The following is a 16,964-nucleotide window of genomic DNA, read 5'->3' as shown; positions in this document are numbered from 1 at the left end:
CTGCCCCTTTTTTGTTCACCCCTTGGTGAAGAGCAACACCCATCTACCGTGACGCGGGTGCGGCTAATCAGCGTTGAATGGTGTGCTGTTTTAAGCCGCTACAGTAGCAAGGTAGACCGACAAGTTTAACGGGAACAGAGAGGAACAACTCCAATGGATATGAGCGAAGATGATGTTGCTGAAAAACAGTATCGCTCTATGCTGCCTGGGCTGCTGGGTACCGTTGATACGTGGATCAGTAAAATGGAGGCCGTGATTTTGGCGACGGGCGTCATTCTGATGGCGATCAATACCGTGGCCAACGTCATTGGTCGCTTCGTGTTCGGTGAGAGTCTGCACTTTTCCGAAGAGGTCAACCGTATGCTGATCGTGCTGGTGACCTTTGCCGGGATTGGCTATGCCGCTCGGCATGGTCGGCATATCCGCATGTCGGCGATCTACGATGCGCTGCCCACAGGAGGGCGCCGCGCGCTGATGATTGTCATCAGCCTGTTCACGGCGCTAGTGATGTTCGTGCTGTGCTACTTCTCGATTGGTTACATCGACACCATCATGGGCCGCGGCCGCAGCCTGCCCTCTACAGGTATTCCGGCCTGGTGGATGTACGTCTGGGTGCCCGTGGGCTTTGCCGTCACCGGCATTCAATACGTCATGACGGCGATCACTAACCTGCTTTCGAAGGATGTGTACCTGTCCACGCATGTGGTGGACGGCTACAAGGACACCGAAACCGAAGTCTAGGCAGCGAGGAAACACGCATGACTGCAACGATAATTACCATCATGATCGTGCTGCTGCTGCTCGGCTTCCCGATGATGATTCCCTTGATGACCGCGGCCTTCGTGGGCTTTTTCATGAGCTTCGGCGGCCTGGGGCAGATGGAAACGCTCATCCAGCAGATGATGCGCGGTATCAGCCCCACCGCGCTGATTGCGGTGCCCATGTTCATTCTGGCAGCCGACATCATGACCCGCGGGCAGTCGGCCAACCGATTGATCGACATGGTGATGACCTTCGTGGGCCATATCAAAGGCGGCCTGGCCGTCAGTACGGCGGTCTCCTGCACGCTGTTTGGTGCCGTGTCCGGGTCTACCCAGGCTACCGTGGTGGCCGTCGGCTCCCCGTTGCGTCCACGCATGCTGAAGGCTGGCTATAAAGATCCCTTCACCCTGGCGCTGATCATCAACTCCAGCGACATCGCCTTTTTGATACCGCCCAGTATCGGCATGATCATTTACGGGGTGGTATCACAAACGTCGATTGCCGAGCTTTTCATTGCTGGTATCGGTCCGGGCCTGCTGATTTTGGCCATGTTCTCCACGTATTGCATTATTTACGCCATCGTCAACAAGGTGCCCACCGAGCCCAAGGCCAGCTGGAAAGAGCGAGCCGTGGCCGTGCAAAAGGCGCTTTGGCCACTAGGTTTTCCAGTGCTGATCGTCGGTGGTATTTACGGCGGGGTGTTTAGCCCGACCGAGGCGGCGGCGGCCTGCGTACTGTACGCCTTCCTGCTGGAATTCGTGATTTTCCGCTCGCTGAAGCTGCCGGACATGTTCACCATTGCCAAGTCCACGGGGTTGATCACCGCCGTGGTGTTTATCCTGGTGGCGGCAGGCAACGGCTTCTCGTGGATCATCTCGTTTGCCCAGATCCCGCAGACGATCCTGGGTACCTTCGGGATCAACGAAGCGGGGCCCGTGGGCGTACTGGTGGCTATTTCGATCGCCTTCTTCGTGGCCTGCATGTTCGTCGATCCCATCGTGGTGATTCTGGTGCTGACCCCTATTTTCGCGCCAGCGATTGCGGCTTCGGGGCTGGACCCGGTACTGGTGGGGGTACTGATCACCCTGCAGGTGGCCATTGGCTCGGCGACGCCGCCCTTTGGGTGTGACATCTTTACCGCCATTGCGATTTTCAAGCGGCCTTACCTGGAAGTGATCCGCGGCACGCCGCCGTTCATTTTCATGCTGATCCTGGCCGCGGCTCTGGTCATCATGTTCCCGCAAATTGCGCTGTTCCTGCGCGACCTTGCTTTCCGCTAGCCACAGGAGCGCTTATGTTCAATCGCATTTTGATTCCTGTCGATGGCTCCAAGGGGGCCATCAAGGCACTGGAGAAGGCCGTTGGCCTGCACATGCTCACCGGCGCAGAGCTCTACCTGCTGTGCGTGTTCAAGCACCACAGCCTGCTGGAGGCCTCGCTCTCCATGGTTCGGCCCAACAAGCTGGACCTGCCGGACGATGCCTTGAAAGAGTACGCCACCGAAATTGCGGTGCACGCCAAGTCGCATGCCATCGAGCTGGGAGCCGATAGCCTGCGCGTGCGCGCTTTCGTCAAGGGCGGGCGCCCTTCGCGTACCATCGTGCGCTTCGCGCGCAAGCGGGAGTGCGATTTGATCGTGATTGGGGCACAGGGCACCAATGGCGAAAAGAACCTGCTGCTGGGCAGCGTGTCCCAGCGCGTGGCTGGGGCGGCACACTGCCCTACACTAGTGGTGTAAACCTCTGCGGCATCCTGTTGTCTGAAGGGGACGCCTGAACAACACCCGCCGCGTCAGGTAATGCAGCCTGACGCGGCGGGTGTTAGTCTTTAGGGATTCGACAACACGTTGGCGCGCTGCGCCGCTGGATAAGGTTTTTCCATGAAAGCACTTGTGACTTCTACTGCCCTGACGGGTTTATTGCTGGTAGCACCGTTCGCCGCCGCGGCCCCCGAGACCGACGAGCAACGCCTGGCTTACAGCCTGGGGGTAACGTTGGGCGAGAGCATGCAGGCCGATATCGAAGACCTGGATCTCGATGCCTTCACCGATGGTATGCGCGACGTGTTCGACGGCAATGAGCTGGCGATGAGCGAAGAAGAGATGATGGAAGCGCTGATGACCTTCCAGGAGAGCTCCATGGAGGCCCGCGAACAGCAGGCCGCTGAAATTGCCCAGCTGAACCTGGAAGAAGGCCAGGCCTTCCTGGCAGAGAACGCCGAGCGTGAGGGTGTCGAAGTCACCGAGTCGGGCCTTCAATATGAAGTGCTGGAGTCTGGCGATGGGGCCACGCCTGGCGCAGAAGACACCGTAGAAGTGAACTACGAAGGCATGCTGCTGGATGGCACCGTGTTCGATAGCTCTTTCGAGCGTGGCCAGTCGGTCAGCTTCCAGGTGAATCAGGTCATCGAAGGCTGGCAGGAAGCGCTGCAACTGATGAGCGTGGGCGACAGCTGGATGCTCTACATCCCTGCCGAGCTGGCTTACGGTGAGGGTGGCCAAGGGCCGATCGGTCCGAATGAGATGCTTACCTTCCGCGTTGAACTGCTGGGCGTCGAGTAACCCATGCCTGCCGCCACTGCTTATCGCCTGCTCGGCGTATTGATGCTCATGGGTGGCAGTGCTGCCCATGTGCAGGCGGACACGCCCCCAGCTGACCTGCCTGCGTTGGGTGCGATGCCCGAAGCTGCGTCGGTGGTGGGTGTTTCGTCGGGTGGCTACATGGCCACGCAGTTGGCCGTTGCCTGGCCAGAGCATTTCAGTGGCTTGGGGGTGCTGGGCGCAGGCCCTTGGGGCTGCGCCCAGGGGGCGCTGAGCCTGGCGCTCAACCAGTGCATGATGACTCGCCGAGGCTTGCCCGCGCTGGATACGCTGGAACAGCGCCATGAGCGTTATGCGGCGCTGGAGCAAGTAGGCAGTCGTGACGCGTTGCGCCAGCTCAGAGCCTACGTGTGGCACGGCGAATCCGACGCAACGGTATCTCCCGCGCTGGGTGATCTGTTGGCCAAGCAGTGGCAGCGCTGGTTGGCAGAGCCCGACGAGCAGCTGCGCTATGTGCAGCGTGAGAACACCGGACACGGCTGGCCGGTGGCGATGCCCAAGGATGCACCCATCGACCCCCAATCCTTGGGCGACTGCCATCTGGGCGGCGGTAGTCACGTACTGGCCTGTGGTGACAATGTGGCCGCCGATATGCTGGCCTGGCTCTATCCCGAGCGGCCCGTGCAGGAGAGTGAAGGCGAGTTACGGCGCTTCGATCAGTCCGAGTTTGCCGTCAAGGGCTTGGCTGATACGGGCTATGTCTTCGTGCCCGAGGCGTGTGACGCGGGAGGCTGCCCCGTTACCGTGGCGTTGCATGGCTGCCAGATGAATGACCAAGCGATTGGCGACACCTTTGCTCGCTACAGCGGCCTGAACCGCTGGGCCGAGGAGCACGGGCAAATCATCCTGTACCCCCAGACCGAAAGCAGCATGGCCAACCCGCAAGCCTGTTGGGACTGGTGGGGGTTTGCCGAAAGCACATGGCAAATCAACCCTTTGCATGACACTCGGGAAGGCACGCAGGCCAAAGCCCTGATGGCCATGGTCGAGCGACTTCAAGAGGCGCCCGACGCTCCCGCAGAGGAAAGCACGCGGGAGGCGGACTAGCCGCCCAGCTCGCTCTCCAGGGCAGATTTCAACCCATGGGGGGTGGGCGAATAGAGCACCCGTTGCAGAATGGTTCCCTCACGGTTCACCAGAAACAGTGATGCACTATGGTCGATGGTATAGGCCATGGCGGAATCCGGCGCTTCGACACGGCGCCAGATGACGCCATAGCGCTCGGCAACATCGCTCAACTGCTCCTGACTGCCCACCAGCCCCACGAACTCCTCGCCGAAAAACTGCATGTATTCATTCATGCGCTCCAGCGTATCGCGTTCCGGGTCCACGGTGATCATCACCGGTACTACACGCTCACGCTGCTGTTCGTCCAGCTGTGACAGCACTTGGCGCTTCACGGCCTGGTTCATGGGGCAGACGTCCGGGCAGTAGGTGTAACCGAAAGAGACCACGGCGATCTCGTCGTCACTCAGTTGGGTCAGCGTAAAGTCGCCGTGGGTGGAGGGCATGGCAATGGGGCCGCCTTGCGGCTCGCCGTCGTTCGACGGGGTGGCCAGCTGGTACATCCCGACGGCGCTGACCGTCAACAGGACCCCCAGCACTGCCAATCCCCACACCAGCGGTTTACGTTTATTTGCTGCCGCCATGCCTTCAGCTCCTTGTGACATCGAAATCGAACCAGCTACCCAGCTTGCCCTCGGGCGTATCGAGAATGACCCGTGCTCGCCAGGGCATGACGTCCTGGGTGCAAATGCCTACCTGCCCCTGGCCGTGGAAATGGCCGGGCGCCGTTTCGTTCAGCGTGAAACGGTGCAAGCCCATGTCCATGTCTCGGCCCACGAAGTCGACGGTCACCTGACTGGCGCTAACGCCGTCCACTTCGACGTCCAGAGGCAGCACTTCCAGCGCCTGGATACGCCCATGGGCATCGATGGAGAGGGACAGGTGCCCCTTGTCTCCCAGCGTTGCCGAACATTGGCTAGTATGCAAGTTGCACTCACCGCTGGGCGAGAACCAGACCACATCGCTGTCGCCCTTCAGCCAGTTGGCAAAGACATACCAGGTGCAGGCCGCCAGCGCGAGGCCCGTGACCAATATCAACACTTTTAGCGCTGGAAAACCCGTCGGCTCGACGGGTTCAGGCAATTTCTTCATGGCAGAATAGTCGCTACGCAAGCCGTGAGGCGGGGAAGTTGGATTCATGGTAACAGCTATCCAGCGGATGTCGCTGTGCTGGGATGTCGCACTTGATAAGGAAAACAAATGGAGAGTATTACGGGCGCGCTTGGTCCCTTGTTTCTACTGATTCTGCTGGGAGCGTTACTGGGCAACCGCCGCTGGCCCAGCAGTGAGTTCTGGGTACAGATGGAGCGCGTGATTTATTTCGTGCTGTTCCCCGCCATGCTGGTGGGCACGCTGGCCACCGCGGATGTCAGTCAGGTGCCTGTGGGGCGGCTGGCGCTGGTGCTGCTGGGGGCGATGGCGCTGTTTGGCATGGCGCTCTGGCATTTTCGGGGCTGGTTGGCACTGGAGCCGGCGGCGTTCACGTCTGTCTTTCAGGGGGCCGTCCGTTTCAATACCTACGTGGGTGTCGCGGGTGCCGCCGCGCTGCATGGCAGCCTGGGGGCCACGACGGCTGCCGTGGCCGTGGCGCTAATGGTGCCTATCGTCAACGTGATGTGTGTCGCCAGCTTTGTGGCAGCGGGCACCCTGGGCAGTGCCAGCGTGGGCAAAAGCGCCCTGGCGCTGATCAAGAATCCGCTGATTCTGGGCTGCCTGGTGGGGATTGCCTTGAATCTGTGCGGTATCGGCCTGCCCGGCTGGAGCGAAGACACCGTCTCGCTGCTGGGGGGGGCTGCCTTGCCGCTGGGACTGGTGGCGGTCGGGGTGGCGCTGCGCCCGCGTGCGTTGCTGCGCTTCGACCGCGGTGTGCTGGCTACCAATACCATCAAGCTGGTGCTGATGCCTGTATTGGTGCTGGTGTTGGCCTGGGCGTTGAGACTGGACCCCGTCAGCCGAGACGTGGCGCTGCTCTTTGCAGCGCTGCCCACGGCCACATCGGCCTATATCCTGGCGCGACAGCTGGGCGGCGATGCCGAGCTCATGGCGGCGATCATCACTGGACAGACGCTATTGGCGATGCTGACGCTGCCGATGTGGCTGCAATGGGTGGGGGGATAAAAATAAATAAAAAGCATTCGCATTTGTGTTGACGGGGCAAATGAGAATGGTTATATTGTGATGGTCAGCGTTTGATGAGCCGCTGGCAACCACGACAGCGATTCGGCCAGGATCAGCGCCAGTTTCCTGTCATGGTTTCTCCCTCTCATTGCTAGTCACGGTCTTTTGCCGCTCCCTTGGAGCGGCTTTCTTTTTTGGTGGGTCAGTCGCGGCATAGACCGGGCGTCAGGCTTCCCGGCGGTAGATCAGGTCCCATACGCCGTGACCGAGCTTCTCGCCGCGCGCTTCGAACTTGGTGAGCGGGCGGAAGGCCGGGCGGGGCACGTAAGGTGCGGTCTCGGGCGTGGCGGTGTTGGCGTAGCCAGGGGCGTCCTCCATCACGTCGGCCATCCATTCGGCATAGGCTTCCCAGTCGGTGGCCATATGGAAGGTGCCGCCGGGCATGAGGCGCGTGCGAATGAGCTCCACGAAGGCCGGCTGGACGATGCGCCGCTTGTGGTGCTTTTTCTTCGGCCATGGGTCGGGGAAGAACAGTTGCAGGGTCGTCAGCGAGGCTTCCGGCAAGCACTGCTCGAGGACGGCCAGCGCATCTTCACGGTACACCCGCAGGTTGGTCAAACCGCGCTTGTCGACCTCGTCCAGCAGCTTGCCCACGCCAGGGGCGTGTACTTCGATGCCGATGAAGTCGGTATCCGGGTGGGTTTCTGCCTGTTCGATCAGCGAATTACCCATGCCAAAGCCAATTTCAACCACGCGGGGGGCTTGACGGCCAAACAGGGCATCCAGATCCTGGCGGCCATCGGCAATAGTCAAGCCCAGGCGTGGCCATACTTCTTCCAGGCCGCGCTGCTGGGCTTGGGTCATGCGCCCGGCACGGATCACGTAGCTTTTGATGCCGCGACGGTGCAGCGGCGCATCTGCGCTCTCCGGGCCAGTGGTGTTGCCGTTCGGCACAGTGTCGTTGGTGTCGGTCATGATGTCTCTGTATCAGCCGTTGATTCGGCCTGCAAATGGCGAAGAGGGGTCGGCGCTCTGGCGGCGCGGCATGCGCCCTGCCAAAAAGGCGTCGCGGCCAGCTTCCACGGCCAGCTTCATGGCGTTGGCCATGCGCAGCGGGTCGCGTGCGTGGGCAATCGCGGTATTCAGCAGTACCCCGTCGCACCCTAGCTCCATGGCCATGGCGGCATCCGAGGCCGTCCCGATACCGGCATCCACCAGTACGGGAACTTTGCTCTGCTCGACGATCAGGCGCACGTTGTGCGGGTTCTGAATGCCGTGGCCCGAACCAATCAGCGAGCCCAGCGGCATGATGGCGCAGCAGCCCATGGCTTCCAGCTCACGTGCCACGATGGGGTCATCACTGGTGTACACCATGACGTCGAAGCCATCGGCCAGCAGAGTTTCTGCGGCTTTTAGCGTCTCGACCACGTTAGGGTAGAGGGTGTGATCATCGCCCAGCACTTCCAGCTTGACGAGGTTGTGGCCATCCAGCAGCTCACGGGCCAGGCGGCAGGTGCGAATCGCATCCTTGGCGTTGTAGCAGCCCGCGGTATTGGGCAGCAGGGTGTACTGCTTGGGCGAGATGACGTCGAGCAGGTTCGGCGCATCGGCATCTTGGCCAAGGTTGGTACGGCGCACGGCAAAGGTGACGATTTCGGCACCGCTCTGGGCAATCGCAGCACCGGTTTCGGTAAAGTCTTTGTACTTGCCGGTACCCACTAACAGGCGGGAGCTAAAATCACGTCCGGCAATGGTGAACGGTGTGTCGGTCAGTTGCGTCATAGCGATTCCTTGAAAAAGCACCGGCAGCTAGCCGCCGCCAATGGCGTGGACCACTTCGATCTGGTCGCCTGCGGCCAGCGGGGTCGCGGCCAGTTGGCTCTTGGGCACAATCTGTTCGTTGATTTCGACAGCGATCCGCCGCCCGCTCAAGCCCAGTTGGGCGACCAGGTCAGCGGCGCTCAGGCCTGGGGCAATGGCGTAGGCTTCGCCATTGAGCGTAAGCTGTATCGACTCATTGGGGGTAGACATAAACAGTAAGCACCCTGGTGGATGAGGCAAAACGGCCTCTATTGTAGCGGTTTCGACCCGTGCAAGGTATGCAGCGGGGTGAATATCTCAATGATTAACGGGGTGGCGATGCGCCGCCAACATAGGTGAAAAGGAGTAGGGCGTGCAGCGAATCGACAAGCTGTGGTGGTGTGTGGTGGCGCTTTTAGGGGCAACCATGGTGATGCTGGGGGCTTACGCCGCCCACGGGTTGGCGGCACGCACCAGCGCTGCCATGGTGGATATCGTAGAAACCGGCGTGCGCTACCAAGCGTGGCACACGCTGGCCATGCTGGCGGTGCTTGCTTGGCGCAGCCAACGTCCGCTCCCCGGTCAGCAGGTCGTACTCGCCTTATGGGCGTTAGGTGTACTGGCCTTTGCTGGTTCGCTCTACCTGATGGCGCTGGCCGGGTTGAGCGTAGGTATCGTGACGCCGATCGGCGGACTGCTGCTGATGGCCGGTTGGCTGGCCCTGGGCGTCACGGCGCTGCTAAGCCGCTCTTAATCGACGCTAGCCCAGTAGCATACGCAGCGGCATCCACAGGCCCATGCCGATCATCACCAGGTTTTCGGTGAGCGACACAAAGCCGAGCGGTACGTTGCTGTTGCCACCCACGCAGGCGCACTTGAGTTCGCGCTTATCGATGTAAACCGCTTTAAACACCGACACTGCGCCCACGGTGCCGACGAATAGCGCCAGCGGCGCGGCTACCCAAATCAGTGTACCAGCCAGCATCAACAGCCCGGCGGCGGTTTCGGCGTAGGGGTAAACGTAGCTATAGGGCACGTAGCGCTGGGCGAGCAGGTCGTAGTTGAGAAACATGGTGCTGAAGCTTTCGATATCCTGCAGCTTCTGCAGGCCCAGCAGCACCATCGCGGTCGCTACGGCAAACTCTGGCATGCGCGCCGTGAGCAGCGTGCCCTGGGTCGTCCAGCTCATCGCCAGGCCTATCAATAGCGCGATGGCAAAAATGGCCAGCACCGGGCGGTAGGTAGTCTCTTTGGCATTGGGAACGCTCATCCCTAGATGCTCACGCAGCTCTTCGTAGCCGCCGATACGTTGGTTATCTATGTACACCTGTGGCGTGGTATCGACGTTCTCCTGCTCCTTGAACGCGTCGATCTCCTCACGAGAGGTGAGGGTGTGGTCATCCACCGCGTAGCCTTTGCGCCTGAGCAGGTCGACGGTCTTCAAGCCGAACGGGCACATGTGCTCGGCGGTTTTCATCCGATACACCTGTGCGGTGTGGTGGGTCGTTGCTGCCATCATCAGCCTCCTTGTCGTCTTACGATCAACGTCCACCTTTTAGCGTAGAACCCGGTGCCACCCATAGGTCAAATGAGAGGGAAAGACCGTTGTCTGGTCCTTGACCTGTGGGTAGCCCCAAGGTGGTAAGCTTTGCAAAAAACGGTGTCATAGGAGAGCGATATGAAACGACATGCCACTGCGCTGCTGGTATCCGGTGCTTTGATGTTCGGCGCTGCGACCGCCCACGCCGCGCTGCCGGATGAGGCGACGCTGTATAAGAACCCTCAATGTGGCTGCTGCGATGAGTATGCGCGTCATCTTGAAGAACTTGGCGTAGACGTCACCATCATCGATGACGTCGAGCTGGGTGATATTAAGCAGCAGGCGGGCGTGCCTTACGGCATGGGCTCGTGCCACACCATCGAGATAGGCAACTACTGGATCGAAGGGCACGTGCCGATGGAAGCGGTTGAGGCACTGTTTGAACAGCAACCGGATGTCGATGGCATCGGCTTAGCCGGTATGCCAATTGGCACACCGGGCATGCCAGGGCCCCAAAGCGAGCCTTACAACGTTTACCTATTCAGCGATCAAGACGCCCAGCCGTTTATGACGCTGTAGGCGAAGAAGCGCCGTTGCGTCGCGCAAACTCTGCTGCGGGTGCTGGCTTGCTAAAGAAGTAGCCCTGATAGACATGGCACCCCAAGCGAGCCAGTACTGTACTTTGATCGGCGGTTTCCACACCCTCGGCAATCACATCAAGCCCTAGGCTCTCTGCTAGGGCGATAATGGTGGCGGCTGCCAGGTGGCTGTGGCGGGGTTTGTGCAGCGTTTCCTTAACGCCACCGGTATTCGCGTACGGGACTACCCGATGACGCTGGATCGGCTGATCGACCAGCTCCCCAAAGTGAGTTGAGCGCGTTAAAGCGTGAACGACCGCGCTGTTCGGCTGCCTAGAGTTTATCCGGCAGCGCATAGCTGGCGGTGACATGCACCACGGGGCGCGTGTCATCGCTGGCGGAGAAAATCTGTACTTCGCCCACCGCCAGGCGGCGGCCCAGCTTAATCAGCTTGGCGTGGGCGATAATATCGTGATCGCCGGAGGCTGCGCGTAGAAAGTGGCAGTTTAAATCGCTGGTCACGGCCATCGCTTCGGGGCCTATTTGGGCGAGTATCGCCACGTACAGCGCCACATCCGCAAAGCCCATCATGGTAGGGCCTGACACGCGGGGGCCAGGGCGCAGGTGCTCATGGCCAATGTGTAGGCGCATGGTGGCGCACATCTCTCCAACGCTCACTATCTTGCCCATTCGCTGGGGAAAGACCTCATCCAGAAAGTGCTCGATCTGCTCGACGGTCATGACGGTCATCGTTGTTGTTCTCCTTGACGTTAACGTAAGCCAGCATAAATAAAAAAGCCCCAAGGCGCGAGCCTTAGGGCTGGGTGGCTATTAAGCGATTGGGCTTACTTAGCCTTATGTACCTGACGCCATGCGTGCAGGAGCGGCTCGGTGTAGCCAGACGGCTGTACGCGACCCTTGAATACCAGGTCAGAGGCGGCTTTGAACGCGGTAGAGCTTTCAAAGTCGGCGCTCATGGCCGTGTAAGTGGGGTCGCCAGCGTTCTGCTCGTCAACTACTTTCGCCATACGCTTGAGGGTTTCCTCAACGCGGGGTGCATCAACGATGCCGTGGTGCAGCCAGTTGGCAATGTGCTGGCTGGAAATACGCAGCGTGGCGCGGTCTTCCATCAGGCCGACGTTGTGAATGTCCGGCACCTTCGAGCAGCCGACGCCGTGCTCTACCCAGCGCACCACGTAACCCAGAATGCCTTGGCAGTTGTTATCCAGCTCCTGCTGAATCTCGTCATCCGACCAGTTGGCGTTTTCTGCTACCGGCACGGTGAGCAGGTCATCAAGCAGATCCGGCTCGCCCTGAGCTTCCAGGTCGCGCTGGATATCGGCGACATTGACCTGATGATAGTGCAGGGCATGCAGGGTAGCCGCCGTGGGTGACGGTACCCACGCCGTGTTGGCACCGGCTTTCGGATGGCCGATCTTCTGCTCCAGCATGCTGTGCATCAGGTCGGGCATGGCCCACATGCCTTTACCGATCTGGGCGCGGCCACGCAGGCCACAGGCCAAACCGACCTGCACGTTGTTCTTCTCGTAGGCGGTGATCCACGCAGCGCTCTTCATGTCGCCCTTGCGAACCATCGGGCCGGCTTCCATGGCGGTGTGCATCTCATCGCCGGTGCGGTCCAGGAAGCCGGTGTTGATGAATACCACGCGCGAGGTGGCTTCGGCGATACATGCCTTGAGGTTGACCGTGGTGCGGCGCTCCTCGTCCATGATGCCCATTTTCAGGGTGTCACGGCTCATGCCGAGAATGTCTTCCACGCGGCCAAATAGCTCGTTAGCGAAGGCGACTTCTTTAGGGCCGTGCATCTTCGGCTTGACGATATACACCGAGCCTGCACGGGAGTTGCGCGGCTGGTCGGCATCTTTTTTCAGGTCGTGCAGGGCCAGCAGCGAAGTCACCACCGCGTCCAGAATGCCTTCCGGCAGCTCGTTGCCGTTTTCGTCCAGAATCGCCGGGGTGGTCATCAGATGGCCCACGTTGCGCACGAACATCAGCGAACGGCCCGGCAGCGTGATGCTGTTGCCGTCGGTGGTTTGCCAGGTGCGGTCGGCGTGCAGCTTGCGGGTGAAGGTTTTGCCGCCTTTCTCGATGTTCTCTTCCAGGTCGCCCTTCATCAGGCCGAGCCAGTTGCTGTACACGCCGACCTTGTCTTCGGAGTCTACCGCTGCCACGGAATCTTCGCAGTCCATGATGGCGGTCAGCGCGGCTTCGACGACCACGTCCTTGACGTGTGCCGGGTCGGTCTTGCCGATGGGGTGGCTGGCATCGATCTGGATTTCCAGGTGAAGGCCGTTGTTGGCCAACAGAATCGACTCGGGGGCCGAAGCGTCGCCGTTGAAGCCGATCAGCTTGCTGGCATCTTGCAGGCCGGTTTCACGACCGCCCTCCAGGCTGACCACCAGGTGACCATCACGAATGACGTACTTCACCGCATCCCGGTGGGAACCGGTGGCCAGCGGGGCGGCACGGTCCAGCACGCCACGGGCGTAAGCGATGACTTTTTCGCCGCGCTTCGGGTTGAAGCTGGTGCCTTTTTCCGCGCCATCTTCTTCTGAGATGGCATCGGTGCCGTACAGCGCATCGTACAGACTGCCCCAGCGCGCATTGGCCGCGTTCAGGGCGTAACGAGCGTTGCTCACCGGGACGACCAGCTGTGGGCCCGCTTGAATGGCCACTTCACGGTCGACGTTGGCGGTGGTGGCCTTCACGCTGTTCGGTGGCTCTACCAGGTAGCCCACTTCTTTCAGGAAGCGACGGTAGGCGGGCATGTCGCTGACCGGGCCTGGGTTTTCCCGATGCCAGGCGTCCAGCTTCTCTTGCAGGGTGTCGCGCTCTTCGAGCAGCTGACGGTTTTTGGGGGTCAACTCGTGGAACAGGGCATCGACACCGGCCCAGAAGGCGCTTTCGTCGACGCCGGTGCCCGGCAGAGCCTGCTCGTTGATGAAACGGTCCAGGTCGGCTGCCACCTGTAAACGGTGGCGCGTGATACGCTCGCTCATGGGGATCTCCTGTGAAGGTGCCCGTGGATTGTTCTAGTGCCACGGTTCGGGTGAAAGGTAATTTATGGAAAATACTTCCACAACTGCGGTGGCATGTAAACAGGGTAGACCCGAAAGCGGTAAAATGCTCGACCAAATGATGAGAGTGGCCCCGCTGCCACTGCGATCAAGCGCTGTTTCGGCAGCCCATGGATGTGTCGTGTTCACGGAGAGACATTGATGCATAATGTCCAGCATTTGGAAGGCCTGTTTCGCCAGGCATCCGGCGATTCGCCGTTCTCTCTCTTGAGGCCGGGCGAGGCACTCATGGACGCCATGCACGACTACTTCTGCCATTACGGTTTGGCGGCCTTACTGAGCGACACCCATGAGGTGCACGCTGGCTTCATCGATACCGGCCGGTTTACGCTCTGGTGCCAGGTATGGAGCCCGCCTGCACCGGTAGGCACGGCGTTTGTGATTCACGGCTATTTCGACCACCTGGGGCTGTATCGCCATTTGCTGGGCCGCTTGCTGGCCAAGGGCTGGCGCGTGGTGCTGTGGGACTTGCCGGGCCATGGGCTCTCCAGCGGCCCCCGCGCCGAGATCGAAGACTTCGACGACTACCAGCACTGCCTGACTTACCTGCAAGAAGCGCTGCAGGTGTATGACATGGCACCTACGCCGTGGCTAGGCATCGGGCAGAGTACCGGCGCAGCCATTCTGGCCACGGATGCGTTGACGCGCCAGGACGAGGCAGGCTGGGCAGGCATCGTGCTGTTGGCACCTTTGGTGCGGCCCTGGCGCTGGAGCCAATCCAGCTGGCTTCACTTGATTGCCAGTCCGTTCGTCAAGGAGCTGCCGCGCAAGTATCGGCCCAACTCTACCGATGAGCAGTTCACCGAATTCCTGCGCGACCAGGACCCGCTGCAGCCTGAACGGTTGAGCGTGGCGTGGATTACCGCCATGCGCCGCTGGATGCCCCGGCTATTGGCGCTGGAGCCCAGCCCGCTACCCACCTTGATTCTTCAAGGCGAGCAGGACCTTACCGTCGACTGGGAGTGGAATCTGGCCATTCTGGCGGAGAAGTTTCCCAATGCCGAGATACACCGCCACCCGGAGGCGCGCCATCATTTGGTGAACGAAGCCGAGCCCATTCGCCAAGTGCTGTTTGAAGCGCTCGATCACTTTATCGAGAACCTACCTGAAGCCCCCACCAAGGAGCAGCCATGACCGCCACTCAATCACCCAAAGTACTGGTTTTTGCGGGCAGCGCCCGTGAAGGCTCGTTGAATAAACAGCTGGCCAAACTGGCCGCCCAGCGCATCGAAGCGCTTGGTGGTGAGGCCACGTTCATCGACTTGAAAGAGTACCCCTGCCCACTGTTTGATGAAGACATCGAGGCCCAGGGCATGCCGGAGAACGTGCTGAAGCTGCGCGAGATTCTGGCAGAGCACCAGGCGCTATTGATCGCCTCGCCAGAGTACAACGGCTTTATCACCCCGCTTTTGAAAAACACCCTGGACTGGCTGTCCCGCCCCTACGGCGATACCCCCGGCTTGGGACTGTTTGCCGGTAAATGGGCCGCCATGGTGGCTGCCTCCCCCGGTAGTTTAGGCGGCATTCGCGCGTTGCCGCTGGGCCAGCAGCTATTGGCAAACTTAAGCCTCACCGTGCTGCCTCAGCCGCTCTCGCTCCCCAAGGCGGGCAGCGCGTTCGACGACAGCGGCGCGCTCAGCGATGATGCCACGGGCCAGAAGCTGGATGCGCTGTGCCAGCGCCTGGTGGATTCCCTCGCGGCAACGCACTGATCACAGGGGGCTTATGCCCCCTTCAGCAGACGATCCAGCTGCCGGTAGCCGATGGCTTCGATGAAGTGGGGCTGAGAGGGTTTGGGTTCGCCCTGCAGGTCGGCCAGCGTCAGCGCCACGCGTAGTACCCGGTGGTAGGCGCGGGCGGAGAGCTTGAGCTTTTCCAGTACGCCTGCCAGCCAGGCGCGCTCTTCATCGTTGAGGGCGCAGGCGGCTTCCAGCGCTTTACCGCTGAGCTGGCTGTTGAGCGCACCTCTTGCCATCTGCCGCTCCCGGGCGGCCATCACCCGTTCGCGCACCGCGCTGGAGGGCTCGCCCTGGGTTTGTGCGGTGAGCTGCTCCGGTGGCAGCGCGGGCACTTCCACCTGCAGGTCGATACGGTCCAGCAGCGGGCCAGAAAGCCGCGCCTGGTAGCGCTGAATCTGGCTGGCGCTGCACTGGCAGCGGCTTCGCGGGTCGCCCAGGTGCCCGCAGGGGCAGGGATTCATGGCGGCAACGAGCTGAAATTGAGCAGGGTAGCGGCGCTCATGGCTGGCGCGGGAGAGGTGAATTTCGCCGGTCTCCAGCGGCTGACGCAACACTTCCAGCACGTGGCGTGAGAACTCCGGCAGCTCATCCAGAAACAGCACGCCGTGGTGCGCCAGCGAGATTTCCCCCGGCTTGGGCTTCGAACCGCCGCCAACCAGCGCGGCGGCGCTGGCGCTGTGGTGGGGCTGGCGGAAGGGCCGCTGGCCCCAGTCGGCTTCCAGCGCCAGGCCGCATACCGAGCGCACTGCCGCCACCTCCAGGGCGTCGTCCTCGGAAAGCGGCGGCAGAATACCGGGCAAGCGGCTGGCCAGCATGGTCTTGCCGGTGCCGGGCGGGCCTGCAAACAGCAGGTTGTGGCCCCCGGCGGCGGCCACTTCCAGCGCCCGGCGGGCCTGGTGCTGGCCGCGCACATCGGCCAGGTCGGCCATGGGCGTGGTCGATTTGGCCGATGCCGAGAGCTGGTGGGGTGGGATCTTTTCCTGGCCTAGCAGGTGGGCGACGACTTGCCAGAGAGAGTCGGCGGGCAGCACCGGTAGATCGCCCGCCAGGGCAGCTTCATCGGCGCAGGCGCGGGGCACGATCAACGCCTTGTTGGTACGGCGAGTGGCCAGGGCAAAGGGCAGCACCCCGGGCACCGCCCGCAGCTTGCCATCCAGGGCCAGCTCGCCTGCGCACTCCATGCCTTCCAGCGCATCCACCGGGATTTGGCCCGACGCCGCGAGAATGCCCAGCGCAATCGGCAAATCGAAACGGCCACCCTCTTTGGGCAGGTCCGCCGGGGCGAGGTTGAGGGTAATGCGCTTGGTGTTGGGGAAATCGAAGCCCGCGTTGATCAAGGCGCTGCGCACCCGCTCGCGGCTCTCCTTCACGGCGGTTTCCGGCAGGCCCACCAGTGTCAGGCCCGGCAAGCCATTTGCCAGATGTACTTCGACATGCACCGCAGGTGCTTCCAACCCCACGCCCGCCCGCGTGGCCACAATGGCTAGCGTCATCGCCTTTCCTCTGTAGTTATCACTTACTCCAATGTAGGATAAAGCTACATTAGCTTAAGTATTTAACCTAACGTAATTAAGAAGGCTTTGGTAGCGATTAAGCAACCGGTTCAAGTAGCAGAGACAGCTTGACGAAGTAATGCGCTTGCATTACCTTTGCATTACCTTTGCA

At 61.1% G+C, this 16,964-nt stretch carries 20 protein-coding genes; 10 read left to right on the top strand and 10 right to left on the bottom strand.

The genetic code is table 11. The features are described 5' to 3' along the window. Positions 1-153 precede the first annotated feature (153 nt). The 5 genes from IE061_RS07495 (at position 154) to IE061_RS07475 (ending at position 4,408) form a co-directional block, all read left to right on the top strand. Complete coding sequence (locus IE061_RS07495; protein WP_016915444.1) at positions 154-741, top strand: TRAP transporter small permease; 588 nt, start codon at positions 154-156, stop codon at positions 739-741. A 17-nt stretch (positions 742-758) separates the two neighbouring features. Further along, on the top strand, positions 759-2,042 hold the full coding sequence (locus IE061_RS07490; RefSeq protein ID WP_016915443.1) for a TRAP transporter large permease: 1,284 nt from the start codon (positions 759-761) through the stop codon (positions 2,040-2,042). A 14-nt stretch (positions 2,043-2,056) separates the two neighbouring features. Then, complete coding sequence (locus IE061_RS07485; RefSeq protein ID WP_016915442.1) at positions 2,057-2,500, top strand: universal stress protein; 444 nt, start codon at positions 2,057-2,059, stop codon at positions 2,498-2,500. 141 nt (positions 2,501-2,641) lie between these two features. Further along, positions 2,642-3,322, top strand: a complete 681-nt coding sequence (locus tag IE061_RS07480) for an FKBP-type peptidyl-prolyl cis-trans isomerase N-terminal domain-containing protein (protein WP_016915441.1) — start codon at positions 2,642-2,644, stop codon at positions 3,320-3,322. A 3-nt stretch (positions 3,323-3,325) separates the two neighbouring features. After that, on the top strand, positions 3,326-4,408 hold the full coding sequence (locus IE061_RS07475; RefSeq protein WP_193461329.1) for a PHB depolymerase family esterase: 1,083 nt from the start codon (positions 3,326-3,328) through the stop codon (positions 4,406-4,408). On the opposite strand, the gene IE061_RS07470 is transcribed toward IE061_RS07475, so the two are convergent. Both IE061_RS07470 and IE061_RS07465 read right to left on the bottom strand, forming a co-directional pair. Further along, complete coding sequence (locus tag IE061_RS07470) at positions 4,405-5,010, bottom strand: SCO family protein (RefSeq protein ID WP_193461328.1); 606 nt, start codon at positions 5,008-5,010, stop codon at positions 4,405-4,407. The two genes, IE061_RS07475 and IE061_RS07470, sit on opposite strands and share 4 nt — an antisense overlap. A gap of 4 nt (positions 5,011-5,014) precedes the next feature. Beyond that, positions 5,015-5,566 (bottom strand): hypothetical protein, encoded by a 552-nt coding sequence (locus tag IE061_RS07465; protein WP_230478402.1) that lies wholly within the window; start codon positions 5,564-5,566, stop codon positions 5,015-5,017. A gap of 60 nt (positions 5,567-5,626) precedes the next feature. Here IE061_RS07465 and IE061_RS07460 point away from each other — a divergent pair, with 60 nt between their 5' ends. Continuing rightward, the gene (locus IE061_RS07460) at positions 5,627-6,544 is read left to right on the top strand and encodes an AEC family transporter (protein WP_016915437.1); all 918 of its coding nucleotides are present in this window, start codon (positions 5,627-5,629) and stop codon (positions 6,542-6,544) included. Positions 6,545-6,769: 225 nt separating this feature from the next. Here IE061_RS07460 and trmB read toward each other — a convergent pair whose 3' ends face one another. From trmB to thiS, 3 genes are read right to left on the bottom strand one after another with little or no spacing between them, the layout of a single operon-like run. Next, positions 6,770-7,519 carry a tRNA (guanosine(46)-N7)-methyltransferase TrmB gene (gene trmB, locus IE061_RS07455; RefSeq protein ID WP_193461327.1) on the bottom strand — a complete coding sequence of 250 codons (750 nt, stop codon included), beginning with the start codon at positions 7,517-7,519 and terminating at the stop codon, positions 6,770-6,772. A gap of 12 nt (positions 7,520-7,531) precedes the next feature. Then, positions 7,532-8,326, bottom strand: coding sequence for a thiazole synthase (locus tag IE061_RS07450; RefSeq protein WP_193461326.1), 795 nt, complete (start codon positions 8,324-8,326; stop codon positions 7,532-7,534). Between the two features lie 27 nt (positions 8,327-8,353). Then, positions 8,354-8,575, bottom strand: a complete 222-nt coding sequence (thiS, locus tag IE061_RS07445) for a sulfur carrier protein ThiS (protein ID WP_193461325.1) — start codon at positions 8,573-8,575, stop codon at positions 8,354-8,356. A 142-nt stretch (positions 8,576-8,717) separates the two neighbouring features. Between thiS and IE061_RS07440 the strand changes: the two genes are divergently transcribed. Then, positions 8,718-9,098, top strand: a complete 381-nt coding sequence (locus IE061_RS07440) for a DUF423 domain-containing protein (RefSeq protein ID WP_193461324.1) — start codon at positions 8,718-8,720, stop codon at positions 9,096-9,098. Between the two features lie 6 nt (positions 9,099-9,104). Here IE061_RS07440 and IE061_RS07435 read toward each other — a convergent pair whose 3' ends face one another. Continuing rightward, on the bottom strand, positions 9,105-9,860 hold the full coding sequence (locus IE061_RS07435; protein WP_198517525.1) for a glutaredoxin: 756 nt from the start codon (positions 9,858-9,860) through the stop codon (positions 9,105-9,107). Between the two features lie 162 nt (positions 9,861-10,022). Between IE061_RS07435 and IE061_RS07430 the strand changes: the two genes are divergently transcribed. Continuing rightward, positions 10,023-10,463, top strand: a complete 441-nt coding sequence (locus tag IE061_RS07430; protein WP_054640755.1) for a DUF411 domain-containing protein — start codon at positions 10,023-10,025, stop codon at positions 10,461-10,463. Here IE061_RS07430 and IE061_RS18045 read toward each other — a convergent pair. From IE061_RS18045 to IE061_RS07415, 3 genes are all read right to left on the bottom strand, one after another. Further along, a complete protein-coding gene (locus IE061_RS18045) occupies positions 10,450-10,629 on the bottom strand; it encodes an EAL domain-containing protein (RefSeq protein ID WP_371317434.1) in 180 nt (59 codons plus the stop codon). The genes IE061_RS07430 and IE061_RS18045 overlap by 14 nt on opposite strands. A 166-nt stretch (positions 10,630-10,795) precedes the next feature. Further along, on the bottom strand, positions 10,796-11,212 hold the full coding sequence (locus IE061_RS07420; protein WP_193461323.1) for a PaaI family thioesterase: 417 nt from the start codon (positions 11,210-11,212) through the stop codon (positions 10,796-10,798). A 95-nt stretch (positions 11,213-11,307) separates the two neighbouring features. Then, positions 11,308-13,482, bottom strand: a complete 2,175-nt coding sequence (locus IE061_RS07415; protein ID WP_193461322.1) for a malate synthase G — start codon at positions 13,480-13,482, stop codon at positions 11,308-11,310. Between the two features lie 219 nt (positions 13,483-13,701). Between IE061_RS07415 and IE061_RS07410 the strand changes: the two genes are divergently transcribed. Next, positions 13,702-14,694, top strand: coding sequence for an alpha/beta hydrolase (locus tag IE061_RS07410; protein WP_193461321.1), 993 nt, complete (start codon positions 13,702-13,704; stop codon positions 14,692-14,694). Then, positions 14,691-15,272 carry an NADPH-dependent FMN reductase gene (locus IE061_RS07405; protein WP_193461320.1) on the top strand — a complete coding sequence of 194 codons (582 nt, stop codon included), beginning with the start codon at positions 14,691-14,693 and terminating at the stop codon, positions 15,270-15,272. The genes IE061_RS07410 and IE061_RS07405 overlap by 4 nt, the downstream gene beginning before the upstream one ends. A gap of 11 nt (positions 15,273-15,283) precedes the next feature. Here the strand turns inward: IE061_RS07405 and IE061_RS07400 are convergent, their stop codons facing one another. Then, positions 15,284-16,792, bottom strand: a complete 1,509-nt coding sequence (locus IE061_RS07400) for a YifB family Mg chelatase-like AAA ATPase (RefSeq protein ID WP_039178737.1) — start codon at positions 16,790-16,792, stop codon at positions 15,284-15,286. Between the last annotated feature and the right edge of the window lie 172 nt (positions 16,793-16,964).

Source organism: Vreelandella hamiltonii, from assembly GCF_014651795.1.
GTDB lineage: Bacteria > Pseudomonadota > Gammaproteobacteria > Pseudomonadales > Halomonadaceae > Vreelandella > Vreelandella hamiltonii.
The sequence above is the reverse complement of the archived record's forward strand: the minus strand, read 5'-3'. Positions and strand labels throughout refer to the sequence as shown.